This is a genomic window from Mesorhizobium sp. M0676 (assembly GCF_040320535.1).
In the GTDB taxonomy this organism is placed as follows: domain Bacteria; phylum Pseudomonadota; class Alphaproteobacteria; order Rhizobiales; family Rhizobiaceae; genus Mesorhizobium.
The window spans coordinates 72,831-86,458 of sequence record NZ_JAMYPU010000026.1; the positions used below are offsets into that span (position 1 = coordinate 72,831).

Consider the following 13,628-nt stretch of genomic DNA (forward strand, 5'->3'; position numbering starts at 1 on the left):
TCAGAGCGAAGTGGTGGAATGCCAATCAAGGCGCATGTTTGCACTCAGCGTAGCGCCGTGCTCAAGCGGGGTCAGCCCTTCGCCGTGATGCGCATCGACGGTATGCGACACCGGCTCGAAGCAGAAGAAATCCGCATCCATCGACGGCGAATAGAGGATAAAGACGTCGAGCGGCGGCGAGGCCGTGAGCGAGATGGCGATCCTGTCCTCGGGCCGGGTGATCCTGGCGCGGCGGTCCCAGCCGTCGAAGGCGTTGTTGACCCAGCTTCGCGGCAACAGGGAGGCGTTCGAGAAATTCCACGCGGGGTAATCGGCCACCGGCGCCACGCCGACCGGCAGATGATGCTTGTCCTCCAGCCAGACCCGCGCCGCCTTCGCCTCGAGCGTCGTTCCGGCGCTGCGCGGGAACCACGGATGAAAGCCGAGCCCGTAAGGCAGGCGAATGCCGGTGCGATTCTCCACCGTGAGCGTGGCATCCAAGGCCCCGTCATGCAGCGCATAGGCGACCCGCGCCGTATATCGGTAGGGGCCGATTTCACCGGCGTCGAGGACCAGTTCTGCCTCGGTGGCGCTGTGGCTGGCAATCCGCCACTCCCTCTGGAAGCCGTCGCCATGGATTGGAAAGGCCTCCCCCGGCACGTTCGGCTCGATCGCATGGAAGCGGCCGTCGAAGGCGAAACCGCCGCCTGAGATGCGGTTCGACCAGGGAACCAGAAGCTGGCAGCCGGAGGCGCCGGTGCCATCGTCGGGGCGGAGCAGCGGCACCGTTGCGCCGCAGACCAGTGCGTCGAAGCGGGCGATCGCTGCGCCCTTTTGCGGCGCCAGGACCAGACGGGCGCGGTCGTCGCGCAGTTCCAGGAGGCCGGCCATCCCTACCAACCGCCGTCAATAGCGATATTTTGGCCGCTGATCATGTCCGAGGCGGGCGATGCGAGGAACAGTACGAGATCGGCAACGTGATGCGGCTCGATGCGCATCTTGAGACCCTGGTTCTCCAGGATCCACTCGTTGTATTGCGCCAGCCGGTCGCCGAACACCCGCGCCTCGGCCTCCGAAACAACCGCGCCCGGGGACACGGCGTTGACCCGGACGCCGTGCGGCCCAAGCTCCCGCGCCAGCGATTTGGTCAGACCCAGCATCGCGCCCTTGGACGCGACATAGGGCACGTAGCCGTCCCAGCGGCCGTTGAGCGTGATGGAGCAGAAATTGACGATCTTGCCATAGGCCTTCGCCTTCATCGCCGGCGCGCAGGCCCGCGCCAAGGCGAAGGCGGCCGAAGAGTTGACACGGATCTGATCCTCATACTCGGTCAGCGAGAATTCTTCGAACGGCCGGTTGATGATCAGGGCAGCGTTGTTGATCAAGACGTCGATGCCCCCTTCCCTCGCCGCCAGCGCCGCCACCGTAGCCTCCGCCTCCGCAAGCCGGTTGAGGTCGCAGCCGACAAAGGCGACGTTGCCGCCTGTCTGCGCGGCCATTTCCGAGGCAATCCCTGGCCCGTCTTCGCTATTGGGGCGATCGAGCACCAGCACGCGCGCGCCGGCCCGCGCCAGCGTCACCGCCTGGGCACGGCCGAGCGAGCCAAGGCCGCCGGTCAGAAGCACGACGCGATCGGCAAGGGCTTTCATTGCCGCCACCTCTTACAGAACGCCGTGGACTTCATCGATCGAGGTCTCCGCGACCCGCTTGTCCAGCACGATTTCGCCGCGCGCCATCGCCACGACGCGGTCGCAGCATTCGAAGACATGATGCATGTTGTGGCTGATGAAGACGCCGGTGATGCCTTGCTCTTTCAGGCCACGCACGAAGCCGATCACCTTCCTCGTCTCCTTGACGGAGAGATGGTTGGTCGGCTCGTCGAGGATCATCACCTTCGACTTGAAATGCATTGCCCGGGCGATGGCGACGCCCTGCCGCTGGCCGCCGGAAAGCTCGCCGACAAGGGCATCCGGCGAGCGCAGGTGCAGATCGACATTGGCAATCGCGCGGATGCTTTCGCTGGCCATCTTCTTCTGATCGAGCAAGCCGACGCCGAAGACCGAAAACCGGGTCGGCTCGCGGCCGATGAACAGGTTCCTGGCGATCGACATGGTCGGTACCATGGAATTGTACTGGTAGATCGTCTCGATGCCGAGATCCATCGCATCGCGCGGCTTGGCGATGCGGACAGTCCTGCCCTCGACCTTGATCTCGCCCTGGTCCGCCGTGTGGACGCCGGAGAGGATGTTGATGAGGGTCGATTTGCCGGCGCCATTGTCGCCGACCAGGCCAAGCGCCTCGCCCCGGGTGAAGTCGAGCGTCACCCCTTTCAGCGCATGGACGCCGGAATACCATTTGTGAAGGTTGTGCACGGAGATGATCGCGTCGGCCATCGCTCAATCCTCCATCTTGATGGCCTTGGCGCGCTTGCGCATCCAAGCATTGGCGACGACGGCGAATATGGTCAGGAAGCCGATGGCAAACTTGAACCAGTTGGCGTCGACATGGCTGAGCACGAGGCCGTTATCGATGACGCGGATAAGCGTCGTGCCGATGATGCCGCCCATCACGGTGCCGATACCGCCGGCGAGCGAAGCGCCGCCAATGACGGCGGACGCCACCGCCTGCAGTTCCATGCCCTCGCCGATCGAAGGCAAGGGCGAGCCCAGCCGCAGCACTTGCAGCATGCCGGCGAAGCCGGAGAGCATCGAACAGAGCATGAAACAGATGATCTTGACCCTGGTGGTCGGGATCCCCATCGCGGCGGCGGCCGGCGGGAAGCCGCCGGTGGCCTTGATCCAGTTGCCGAAATTGGTGCGCGAAAGCATCAGCGAGGTCAGCACCGCAATGCCGGCAAACCAGAGGAAGGACATGCGGAACATGTTGCCGGGGCCCACGAAGGATGTGAACAGCCAGTTCGGCAGGTCGGCAGGCAGCAGCGGCGGGAAGCCGCCCGAAACGACGACGGTGAGCGAGCGCGCCATGAACAGCATGCCGAGCGTGGTGATGAAGCTCGGTATGGCGAAGCGGATGGTGATGTAGCCGTTGATGAAGCCGATGGCGGCTGCGACAAGCAGTCCGGCGAGCAGCGCCAGCGGGAACGGGGCGTCGTGCACCATCAGCACCGCCATCGTCATCGGCATCAGCGCGAACACCGAGCCGACGGAGAGGTCGAACTCGCCACTGATCATCAGGATGGTGACGCCGATGGCAACAAGGCCGGCCTCCGGCAGGATGCCGAGAATGCCGCGAAGATTGTCCTGGTTGAGGAACACGCCATGCGAGCGGATCTGGAACACGATGATCAGCAGCAAGAGCAGGATCAGACCGGCCAGCTCCGGCTTTTCGAGATAGGTCTTGAAAAGACGCTTCACGTCAGGCTCCAGGAATTCGAACTTCTGTTGAGGCATCGGCGGCGCGCGGGCGCCGCCTATGCAAAACCGCTCATCGACGCTGCGCTGTCAGCGCATTCCCTGGGCGGAAAGCGCCATGATCGCATCGGCTTCGTTCGGCCGCACGATGCCCTGGCCGGTGTCGATGTCGGAAGGCGCCACGCCGATCTTCTTGTTGAGATAGGCCTCCATCACCGGCATGAAGCCCTGCATGTAGGGCTGCTGGTCGACCAGCGCCTGCACGTAGCCCTTCTGCATCTGCTGCAGCACTTCGGGCACCAGGTCGAAACCGCCGAGCAGGACCTTGCCCGGCGCTACGCCGCGATCCTGCAGCACGCGGGCGACACCGGCGCACCAGAATCCGGTGTCGAAATAGGCGGTGGTGTCCGCATGGGCGTTGAGATAGGCGCCGACGCGGTCGGAGGTGACGGCAAGGTCGGTGCCGCTGTCGATGCGCTCCCACGACACATCGCGGTCGGCATGCGCCGCCTTGTATTCCTCAAGGAACTGCATCACGCCGGCGCCACGGCTCTCGGACCAGTTCTGGCCGGGCGCCGAGATGCCAACCAGCACCTTGATCGGGCCATCCTTCGGGAAGCTTTCGGATATAGCCTTGGCGAGCGAATAGCCCGCCGGCTTGAAGCCCTGCCCGACGAAGGCCTGGCGCGCATTGCCCTTGGCGCCTTCGGTGTCGTCGACATTGACGGCGATCACGAGCACGCCGGCATCGCGCGCCTCCTTGATGACGTCATCGAAAGCATGGTCGTCGACGATCGAGGTCAGCAGCGCGTCGGGCTTGGCGGCAAGGGCCGCGCGCATGTTGGCGACCTGCTGTTCGATCGAACCCTCGGTCTGGGTGAAGACCATGTTGCAGCTGGCCTCGACCTTGGCGCAGCCGTCGTCAAAACCCTTCTTCACCGCCTGCCAGAAGGTGTTCGATGCCGACGAATGGTGGGTGAAGACGATGTTCAACCCGTTGGCACGCGCGGCGGTCTGGGCGCCGAAGATAGCGACGCCAAGCAGAAGTGTTGCAGTCAGTTTTCTCATTTCAATTCCTCCCTTTGGATTTCCTAGATGTCGGTCTTGTCGGAGACGCGGCGCTGGACGGTGTAGGCCTTGCCGAGGTCGGGGTTGAGCGCCAGCCCCAGGCCCGGTCCAGGCGGCACGGTGATCATGCCGTTCTTCACTTCCGGCAGCGCCGTCACCAGGTCCCGGTACCAGGTGCGGTAGAAGGCGCGCACGCTCTCCTGCACCAGCGCATTGGGCGCATTGAGCGACAGATGCGTCGAGGCGGCGAGCACGACCGGACCGGTGCAGTCATGTGGCGCGACCGGCAGTCGCCAGGCCTCCGCCATCGCGGCGATCTTGCGCGCCTCCGACAGGCCGCCGCACCAGGAGATGTCGAGCATGACGATGCCGGCAGCCCCGGTTTCGAGCAGGTCGCGGAAGGCCCAGCGGCTGCCCAGTGTCTCGGAGGCCGAGATCGGCGCCGGGCTCACCGCCTCGTAGCGTTTCAGGTCGCCGAGGCTGTCCATGCGGATCGGGTCCTCGTGCCAATAAGTGGCATAAGGTTTCAGCGCGCCGGCGATCTTCATGGCCGGCAAAAGCTGCCACATCGAATGGAACTCGACCATGATGTCGATCTTGTCGCCGACGGCGCGGCGGATCTTCTCGAACGGCTGCAGCGCCGATTTCAGGTCGGCCGCCGAGATGTCATTGCCACGCGTCTTTTCGGCGGCGTGATCGAACGGCCAGATCTTCATGGCAGTGATGCCGTCCTCGAGCAGTTCCTCGGCCAACTCGCCGGCGCGGTTGAGAAAGCCGTTGAGATCGTCGTAGTCGCGCCCGGCGCCGATGCCGTAATTGGCCGTCGTCTGGCCCTTGGCGTCCTTGATGTATTCGGTGCCGGCGCAGGTGTTGTAGGTGCGGATGGAGCGACGGCTGAAGCCACCCAGAAGCTGAGCGATCGGCTGGCCTGTGACCTTGCCGAAAATGTCCCACAGCGCGATGTCGAAGGCCGAATTTCCGCGCACCTCCGCGCCGCTGGAGCGGAAGCCGAGATAGCCGACAAGGTCGGCGGATAAAAGGTCGATCTCGAGCGGATCGCGGCCGATCACGCGTGGCGCGACATATTCGTGCAGATACGCTTCGACGGTGCGCGACAGGAAGAAGGTCTCGCCGAGCCCGGTGATGCCCTCGTCGGTATGGACCTCGACCCAGAGAAGGTTGGGCCGCTCCTCGATGCGAATGGTCTCGATCGCGGTGATCTTCATGTCAGGCGATTCCCGCGTCGAGGAGCGCCTTGACGCTCTTGTCGAAATGTTGCGCCATGTGCTCGACGGCGAGCCGCGGATCGCCCTTGAGGATCGCCTCGGCTATGTCCTCGTGCCCCTTGATCATCTTGAGCTGGTCTTCGCTGGAGGAGCGTGTCCGCCAGCCGATCACCCAGGTGCGGCGCGTGACCCCGCTGAAGGCGGTGACGATCAGCGAGAAGACCGGGTTGTGCGAGGCCGCCGCGATCGCCTCGTGAAAGGCGATGTCGTGCTCCATGACGATCTCAGGGTGCTGGAAATTCTCACGCATCAGCCTGGCGGATTGCGCGATTGCCGCGGCTTCCGCCTCGGTGCGGCGGAGCGCCGCCAGCGCCACGGTGCGCATCTCGATCGTGCGCCTGACATCATAGACCTGATGCACGCTGATCTGCTGCGTGGTGATGCCGTGCTCGATCACCATCGACATGGCGCCGGTGTCGAGCTTGGCGACGGTGGCGCGGCGCCCGGCGCTCATGTCGATCAGGCGCATTGCAGAAAGCGACCGGAACGCTTCGCGCACGACGGTTCGCGAGACATTGAGCTGGCGCGTCATGGCCGCTTCGCTGGGCAGCGGATCGCCGGCCGCAAGGCCCTCCGAGCGAATGTGCTGGGTGATCGCCTGGATCGCCGTGCTCACAAGGCCGGGATTCGGCTCAGCCGCTGTCTCCGTCAGATCCTGCATGTCTCTCCCTTAAACCTGTATGACAGGTTGTTATTCAGTTGCTGATAATTCATCCGAAAGATATATGTCAAGCGTGTTCTGGATGCGCTGGTCTGGAGGAACCGCATGGACGATATGAACGCTGGCCTGCTCTTCGATGCGCGTGATGTCGTCGGCGAGAGCCTGATCTGGGACGACCGCTGCGACCGGCTGGTCTGGATCGACATTATCGGCCGCAGGATCCACAGACTGGATCCGCTGACCTCAGTTCACGAGTCCTGGGAGACACCCGATCTGGTCACCTCGATCGGCCTGCGCACCGATGGCGGCGCCATTGTCGGCCTCAGGAACGAGATTGCCTTGTGGGACTTCGGCGGGAAGTTCCGAACGATTGCGACGATCGAGCCGGACAGACCCGACATCCGGCTGAATGAAGGCGTCATCGCGCCCGATGGGTCATTCTGGGTCGGCACGATGGCCAACAACATCGGACCGGATGATGCGCCCGTCGCCATCACGCAGGAGGCCGGGCAGCTGTTTCGGGTTGCTCCCGACGGCCGCGTGACGCGCCTGTCCGACGACCGCTTTGGCATCACCAACACCATGGCATGGACACCGGACGGTCGCTTCATCACCGCCGACACAATGAAGAACGAACTCTACAGCTATGCTTGGGACAGGACCGCATCGCGGCTTGAACACCGGCGCCGGTTTTTCGGGGCCTTCGAGCGGGGCCTGCCCGACGGCTCCTGCATGGACGCCGAAGGCTACATCTGGAACTGCCGGGTCGTCGGCGGCAGCTGCCTTGCTCGCATCGCGCAGGACGGCCGACTGGATCGGATCGTCGAACTACCCTGCTCCTGGCCGACAAGCTGCGCCTTTGGCGGCGCCAAACTCGATACGCTGTTCGTCACCTCGGCGCGCTTCACGATGACGGCGGAGCACCTTGACGCGCATCCGAACGAGGGCGGCGTTTTTGCGCTCCGGCCGGGAGAACGAGGCCGACCGAGCAACCGTTTCGGTTAGGTGCCCGCCATGCGGCATTCTTGCGGGCTGATGCCTTTTACCGCCCCCTGGACAGGCTGCCCAGAATCCCGCGCACGATCGCGCGGCCGACCGACGAGCCGACCGAGCGCACGACAGCTTTGATCGCGGCTTCGGCCACCGTCTGGCGGTTGGACGGCCGTGGTGCAGGGGCCCGGCGACCGCCTGATTGCTGCGGCGGCGGATCGTCATTGCCGAAGCCCGGAATGGTCCAGCGCGAGCGGCCAGTGTCGGCCTGCTGCGCCTGCTTGTCCTGCGCATCCCTGGCTTTCTTCTGCAGCATCTCGAAGGCCGATTCGCGGTCGATGGTCTGGTCGTACTGGCCGGCGACCGGGCTCTGGTCGATCAGCTTGCGGCGCTCGTCCGCCGTGATCGGGCCAAGCCTAGACGATGGCGGCCGGATCAATGTCCGCTGCACCATGGACGGCACGCCCTTGACCTCCAACGTCGAGACCAGCGCCTCGCCGGTGCCGAGCTGGGTGATGGCGGTGGCGCAGTCGAAATCCGGGTTGGGCCGGAAGGTGTCGGCGGCGGTCTTGACCGCCTGCTGCTCACGCGGCGTATAGGCGCGCAGCGCGTGCTGCACGCGGTTGCCGAGCTGGGCGAGAACCTTTTCAGGGATGTCCAAAGGGTTCTGCGTGACGAAATAGACGCCGACGCCCTTGGAGCGGATCAAGCGAACCACCTGTTCGACGCGGTCGATCAGCACCTTCGGCGCTTCGTCGAAAAGCAGATGCGCCTCGTCGAAGAAGAACACCAGCTTCGGCCTGTCGGGATCGCCGACCTCGGGCAATTCCTCGAACAGTTCCGAGATCAGCCAGAGCAGGAAGGTGGCGTAGAGCCTGGGGTTCATCATCAGCCTGTCGGCAGCGAGCACGCTGATGGCGCCGCGGCCGTCGCGGGTAGTGCGCATGATGTCGGCGATGCGCAAAGCCGGTTCGCCGAAGAAATGCGCCGCGCCCTGCTGTTCCAGCACCAGAAGCGTGCGCTGGATTGCGCCGACCGACGGCTTGGTGACATTGCCGTAGCGCGAGCTGATCTCGTCGGCGCGCTCGGCGATGTTGGCCAGCAGCGCCTGCAGATCCTTCATGTCGAGCAGCAGCAGGCCATCCTCATCGGCGATGCGGAAGGCGATGTTCATGATGCCTTCCTGCGCTTCGGAGAGGTTCATCAGCCGCGACAGAAGCAGCGGCCCCATTTCCGAGACGGTGGCGCGGATCGGATGGCCCTGCTCGCCGAACAGGTCCCAGAAGATGACCGGGAATTCCTGGAAGTCATAAGGGTCGAGCTTGACCTGCTCGGCCCGCTTGACCAGGAAATCCTGCGCCTTGCCCATCATGGCAATGCCGGACAGGTCGCCCTTGATATCGGCGCAGAACACAGGCACGCCGGCATTGGAAAACCCCTCGGCCAGGATCTGCAGGCTGACTGTCTTGCCGGTGCCGGTGGCGCCGGTGATCAGGCCATGGCGGTTCCCATATTGCAGCAAGAGCTGTTCGGCGCGCTGATAGCTGTCGTCGGGCTTGCGGCTGGCGCCGAGGAAAATGCTGGTGTCGTCAGCCATATGGCCATGTCTCCGCAAACTGATGTGTTAAAAGCCTGTGGCCTTGCCGCAGGGTATAGTCAGGCCATTGCGCAGCGACAATGCTATTCTCCAATTGGGCTATCCATCCAGTTGGCTATTCATCCAGATGGGGCCAATCGTCTAAGTTGAACCAATCCTCCAAATCGGTTTTTGGAACTTGCGGATTTTGCCGCTGTTTGGCAATCGTTCATGGTTCGTCCACGTAGGCTGCCCTATATCCAGGACATCGAATCCAGCCGTCGCAGGCGCATTGCATTGCGATATCTGGCAGGGAACCGTAGACTGGACGGCTGACGCTGGTGCGGCCGCATAGAAAAGAGGAACATGGATGGGCGCCGGAGCCTTGACCAGGAGTGTCGAACCCGCTGACGTCGAGCGCCAGCGTTGGCTGGCCTTGGCCGAAAAGGCGCTCGCCGGCGCCTCCTTCGAGGAAAAACTGGTCTCGCATACCGACGATCAGATTCGCATCGAACCGCTCTACGATCGCGCCGCCGGCGCCGAGCCGCTTGTGCGCGCCAACCCCAAATTGCCCTGGATCGTCAGCCAGCGCATTGACGATCCCGATATCGGCCGCGCCAAGGCGCAGGCCCTGGACGATGTGGCACAAGGCGCGACGGGATTGTCGCTTGTCTTCGAGGGTGCTCCGAATGCGTTCGGCTATGGCCTGCCAAGGACGGCGCAGGCGCTGGAAACGGTGCTGGATGGCGTACCGCTCAACCGCACGCAGATCCGCATCGACGCCCATCCCTGGAGCCGTGCCGTCGCCGACTGGCTGGTGGCGTTCCTGAGCAAGCGCCGCTCCGACCCGGCAAAGCTGAACCTCTCCTTCGGCATCGACCCGGCGGCAATCTTTGCCGGAACCGGCCGGCTGCGCATGTCGATCGAGGCGTTGCAGGCATCGATGCCGCAATCGCTGGCGCATTTCTTCTCGCTGGGCGTGCCGGGTGTGCTGCTGGAGGCCGACGGGCGGGTGTTCCACAATGCCGGCGCCACGGAAGCGCAGGAACTCGGCACCATGCTCGCTTCCGCCGTGTCATACCTCAGGATGTTCGAGGATGCGCGCCAGCCGCTTGTCTATGCCGCTCCCCATATCGGCTTTGCGCTGAGCGTCGACCAGGACCAGTTCCTGTCGATGGCCAAGGTCCGGGCCTTGCGCAGGCTGTGGGCGCGCATCCAGGAAACCTGTTCCATCCCGGCATCGACAGCCAACATCCATGCCGAGACGTCGTTCCGCATGATGACGGCGGCGGATCCCGAAACCAACATCCTGCGCACCACCATCGCCAGCTTTGCAGCGGCAGCAGGCGGCGCGGACTCGATCTCCATCCTGCCACACACCATCGCCCTCGGGCTGCCGGCCGGCTTTGCCCGCCGCATCGCCCGCAATGCGCAGTTGATCATGGCCAATGAAAGCCATATCGACCATGTCGCCGACCCAGCATTTGGGTCGGGCGCAGTCGAGGCGCTGACCCTGGGCCTGTGCGAAGCGGCGTGGGAAGAGTTCCAGCGGATCGAAGCGGAAGGCGGCGTTCTGGCAAGCCTGCAGCAAGGGCATATCCAGAAGCGCGTCAAGGCAGCATCCGAGCGCCGCGCCGAGGCCTACCGGTCGGGTGAACGGGCAATCATCGGCACCACGCTTTACCCGCTGAAAAACGATGCCCCGGTCGAGACGCTGGCGGCTGAGCGGCGGCCGCCTTTCACAGAGGGCGTGGCGGTGTGCGAGGCGCTGTTTCCCGTCCGCATCGACCAGGCAATCGGAGCCGCACAGTGATCCCGGATTTCAGCCATATTGGCTGGTCGGCGCCACGGCGAGCGCCGGTCGAGGTCAAGGGCCAGCGGCTGACGCCGGAAGGCATCGCCGTCAAGCAACTCTACAGCCAGGGCGATCTCAAGGGGCTTCCGCATCTCGACACCTATCCGGGAATGCCGCCCTTCGTGCGCGGTCCCTATCCGACTATGTATGTCCAGCAGCCGTGGACGATCCGGCAATATGCCGGCTTCTCGACGGCCGAGGAATCCAACGCCTTCTACCGGCGCAATCTCGCCGCCGGCCAAAAGGGCCTTTCGGTCGCTTTCGATCTGCCCACCCATCGCGGCTATGACAGCGACCATCCGCGCGTATCAGGCGATGTCGGCATGGCGGGCGTGGCCATCGATTCCATCCTCGACATGCGGCAATTGTTCGACGGCATCCCGCTGGGCGAAATGACGGTGTCGATGACCATGAACGGCGCGGTGCTGCCGATCATGGCGCTCTATATCGTTGCGGCCGAAGAACAAGGAGTTGCGCAGAAGGATCTCGCCGGCACCATTCAGAACGACATTCTGAAGGAGTTCATGGTCCGCAACACCTACATCTATCCGCCGAAGCCCTCGATGCGGATCGTGTCTGACATCTTCTCCTATACCTCCCAGCACATGCCGAAGTTCAATTCGATCTCGATCTCCGGCTATCACATGCAGGAGGCCGGCGCGACCGCGGACCTGGAGCTCGCCTACACCATCGCCGACGGCATCGAATATGCCCGCGCCGGCGTCGCCGCCGGGCTCGATATCGACCGTTTCGCCCCGCGGCTTTCCTTCTTCTGGGCGGTCGGCATGAACTTCTTCATGGAGATCGCCAAGCTCCGCGCGGCGCGCCTGTTGTGGGCGACCCTGATGCAGAAGAATTTTGCACCGAAGGATGAACGCTCGCTGTCGCTGCGCACCCATTGCCAGACCTCCGGCTGGTCGCTGACGGCGCAGGACCCCTACAACAACATCACCCGCACCATGATCGAGGCGATGGCGGCGACGCAGGGACATACCCAGTCGCTGCACACCAACTCGTTCGACGAGGCGATGGCGCTGCCGACCGACCACTCGGCGCGCATCGCCCGCAACACGCAGTTGATCCTGCAGAAGGAATCCGGCACCACCCGCATCATCGATCCGTGGGGCGGCTCGGCCTATATCGAACGGCTGACGCACGATCTGGCGGCGCGTGCGCTCGCCCATATCGAAGAGGTCGAGGCGCTTGGCGGCATGGCGGCGGCAACCGAACAGGGCATTCCAAAACTGCGCATCGAGGAAGCGGCGGCGCGCACGCAGGCGCGTATCGATTCCGGCGAGCAGATACTGGTTGGCGTCAATGCGCATCGCCCGGAGAACGATAGCGAGGTCGACGTGCTGAAGATCGACAATGCCGAGGTCAAGGCCCGGCAATTGTCGAAGCTGCAGAACCTGAAAGGCACGCGCAATGTCGGCGCGGTCGAGAGCGCGCTCGATGCGCTGACCCGCGCTGCGCAGGGTAACGAAAACCTGCTCGAATTTGCCATCCTCGCCGCGCGCGCCAATGCCACGGTCGGCGAGATCTCGCTGGCGCTCGAAAAGGTCTTTGGCCGTCACGTCGCCTCGGTGCAAACGATCTCCGGCGTTTATCGCAATGCGCTTGGCGACAATCTGACGGTCGACCGATTGCTGGAGAAGCTCGAAGCTTTCGAGAAGAAGTCCGGCGGCAAGCCGCGCATCCTGGTCGCAAAGATGGGACAGGACGGCCACGACCGTGGCCAGAAGGTGATCGCCACCGCCTTCGCCGATCTCGGCTTCGACGTGACGGTCGGCGCGATGTTCCAGACACCCGACGAGATCGCCAGGCTGGCGGTGGCGCAGGACGTCCATGTCATCGGCGCCTCATCGCTGGCGGCGGGGCACCTGACGCTGATCCCCGAACTACGCGACGCGCTGAAGAAGCTCGGCCGCAGCGACATGCTGATCGTCGCCGGCGGCGTCATCCCGCCGCAGGATTACGGCGCAGTGCTGGAAGCGGGTGCCGCGGAAATCTTTCCGCCAGGGACGGTTATCCCGGAGGCTGCGGATCGGTTGCTGGACCGGCTGCTGGCGGGCTAAGTGCTTGTTATAATCCCTGTTGCAACGCAGCGCTATTCGCGTTAGAATTGGCGTTGTAACAAGGTGCTGTGCCATGAACACTACCATTCGCAAGATCGGCAATTCCGACGGCGTGATCCTGCCGAAGGAGATGCTCGACCGCCTGAACCTGAAGACGGGCGATCAACTTCAGATCGTCGAAACGGAAAGGGGGGTTGCCCTCGAGCCAGTTGACGACAGTTTCGAGCGGCAAATGGAAGCTGCCCGAAAGGTCATGGAGAAATACAAGGTCGCGCTTCAGAAGCTCGCCGAATGAGCTGGGAATTTCTGACGCGGCGAGCTGTCGAAGCGATGCATGCCGAGCAGTTGCGCCGCCATGGCGGAGCGCAAGGTTTGAGAGACGAAAATGCTCTCGAATCTGCGCTCGCACGCGCCGAAAACAAGGCCAACTATGGAGACCCTTCGATTGAGGATCTCGCAGCCGCCTATACCTTCGGCATCGCCAGGAACCATGCTTTTGTCGATGGCAACAAACGGACAGCAATCGTGGCAGCCGGCGCATTTTTGATCGTGAACGGCCATGTCCTGATAGCCGACGACGGCACGCTCTACGCGTTTGTTATGGCCGTTGCCTCAGGCGAAATCGATGAAGCTGGTGCGGCGGCTTTCTTCCGCGACTACCTCGTCAAGCTTGAAGACTAGATGTTTGATCCCAGGCTTTGATGGCGCATACTTTTCGTCCGAATCAAAGGATGCGCTATGGGCCAGGTTCTTCATGGGAGCGCCAC

The 13,628-nt window shown here is 63.6% G+C and carries 13 protein-coding genes; 5 read left to right on the forward strand and 8 right to left on the reverse strand.

What is annotated here, in order from left to right; genetic code table 11:
• The 7 genes from NKI35_RS24640 to NKI35_RS24670 form a co-directional block, all read right to left on the reverse strand.
• Positions 1-870 carry an aldose 1-epimerase gene (locus tag NKI35_RS24640; protein ID WP_352741673.1) on the reverse strand — a complete coding sequence of 290 codons (870 nt, stop codon included), beginning with the start codon at positions 868-870 and terminating at the stop codon, positions 1-3.
• Positions 871-872: 2 nt separating this feature from the next.
• Positions 873-1,628: an SDR family oxidoreductase gene (locus NKI35_RS24645; protein WP_023692781.1), complete on the reverse strand. Its 756-nt coding sequence runs from the start codon at positions 1,626-1,628 to the stop codon at positions 873-875.
• 12 nt (positions 1,629-1,640) lie between these two features.
• A complete protein-coding gene (locus NKI35_RS24650; protein WP_023692780.1) occupies positions 1,641-2,372 on the reverse strand; it encodes an ATP-binding cassette domain-containing protein in 732 nt (243 codons plus the stop codon).
• Positions 2,373-2,375: 3 nt separating this feature from the next.
• Positions 2,376-3,353 carry an ABC transporter permease gene (locus NKI35_RS24655; protein WP_023702213.1) on the reverse strand — a complete coding sequence of 326 codons (978 nt, stop codon included), beginning with the start codon at positions 3,351-3,353 and terminating at the stop codon, positions 2,376-2,378.
• An 87-nt stretch (positions 3,354-3,440) separates the two neighbouring features.
• On the reverse strand, positions 3,441-4,418 hold the full coding sequence (locus tag NKI35_RS24660) for a sugar ABC transporter substrate-binding protein (RefSeq protein WP_352741674.1): 978 nt from the start codon (positions 4,416-4,418) through the stop codon (positions 3,441-3,443).
• A gap of 23 nt (positions 4,419-4,441) precedes the next feature.
• Positions 4,442-5,644 (reverse strand): mandelate racemase/muconate lactonizing enzyme family protein, encoded by a 1,203-nt coding sequence (locus NKI35_RS24665; protein ID WP_023702214.1) that lies wholly within the window; start codon positions 5,642-5,644, stop codon positions 4,442-4,444.
• Position 5,645: 1 nt separating this feature from the next.
• Positions 5,646-6,365 carry a FadR/GntR family transcriptional regulator gene (locus tag NKI35_RS24670; RefSeq protein WP_352741675.1) on the reverse strand — a complete coding sequence of 240 codons (720 nt, stop codon included), beginning with the start codon at positions 6,363-6,365 and terminating at the stop codon, positions 5,646-5,648.
• Between the two features lie 105 nt (positions 6,366-6,470).
• Between NKI35_RS24670 and NKI35_RS24675 the strand changes: the two genes are divergently transcribed.
• Complete coding sequence (locus NKI35_RS24675) at positions 6,471-7,370, forward strand: SMP-30/gluconolactonase/LRE family protein (RefSeq protein WP_023702216.1); 900 nt, start codon at positions 6,471-6,473, stop codon at positions 7,368-7,370.
• 37 nt (positions 7,371-7,407) lie between these two features.
• Here NKI35_RS24675 and NKI35_RS24680 read toward each other — a convergent pair whose 3' ends face one another.
• Positions 7,408-8,952 (reverse strand): helicase HerA-like C-terminal domain-containing protein, encoded by a 1,545-nt coding sequence (locus NKI35_RS24680; protein ID WP_352741676.1) that lies wholly within the window; start codon positions 8,950-8,952, stop codon positions 7,408-7,410.
• A gap of 349 nt (positions 8,953-9,301) precedes the next feature.
• Here NKI35_RS24680 and NKI35_RS24685 point away from each other — a divergent pair, with 349 nt between their 5' ends.
• The 4 genes from NKI35_RS24685 (at position 9,302) to NKI35_RS24700 (ending at position 13,542) form a co-directional block, all read left to right on the forward strand.
• Complete coding sequence (locus tag NKI35_RS24685; RefSeq protein ID WP_352741677.1) at positions 9,302-10,744, forward strand: methylmalonyl-CoA mutase subunit beta; 1,443 nt, start codon at positions 9,302-9,304, stop codon at positions 10,742-10,744.
• Positions 10,741-12,861, forward strand: a complete 2,121-nt coding sequence (scpA, locus tag NKI35_RS24690) for a methylmalonyl-CoA mutase (protein WP_352741678.1) — start codon at positions 10,741-10,743, stop codon at positions 12,859-12,861. Before NKI35_RS24685 ends, scpA begins: the two co-directional genes overlap by 4 nt.
• A gap of 73 nt (positions 12,862-12,934) precedes the next feature.
• Positions 12,935-13,156 carry an AbrB/MazE/SpoVT family DNA-binding domain-containing protein gene (locus tag NKI35_RS24695; RefSeq protein WP_352652858.1) on the forward strand — a complete coding sequence of 74 codons (222 nt, stop codon included), beginning with the start codon at positions 12,935-12,937 and terminating at the stop codon, positions 13,154-13,156.
• Complete coding sequence (locus tag NKI35_RS24700) at positions 13,153-13,542, forward strand: type II toxin-antitoxin system death-on-curing family toxin (protein WP_352741679.1); 390 nt, start codon at positions 13,153-13,155, stop codon at positions 13,540-13,542. The genes NKI35_RS24695 and NKI35_RS24700 overlap by 4 nt, the downstream gene beginning before the upstream one ends.
• Positions 13,543-13,628: the final 86 nt, after the last annotated feature.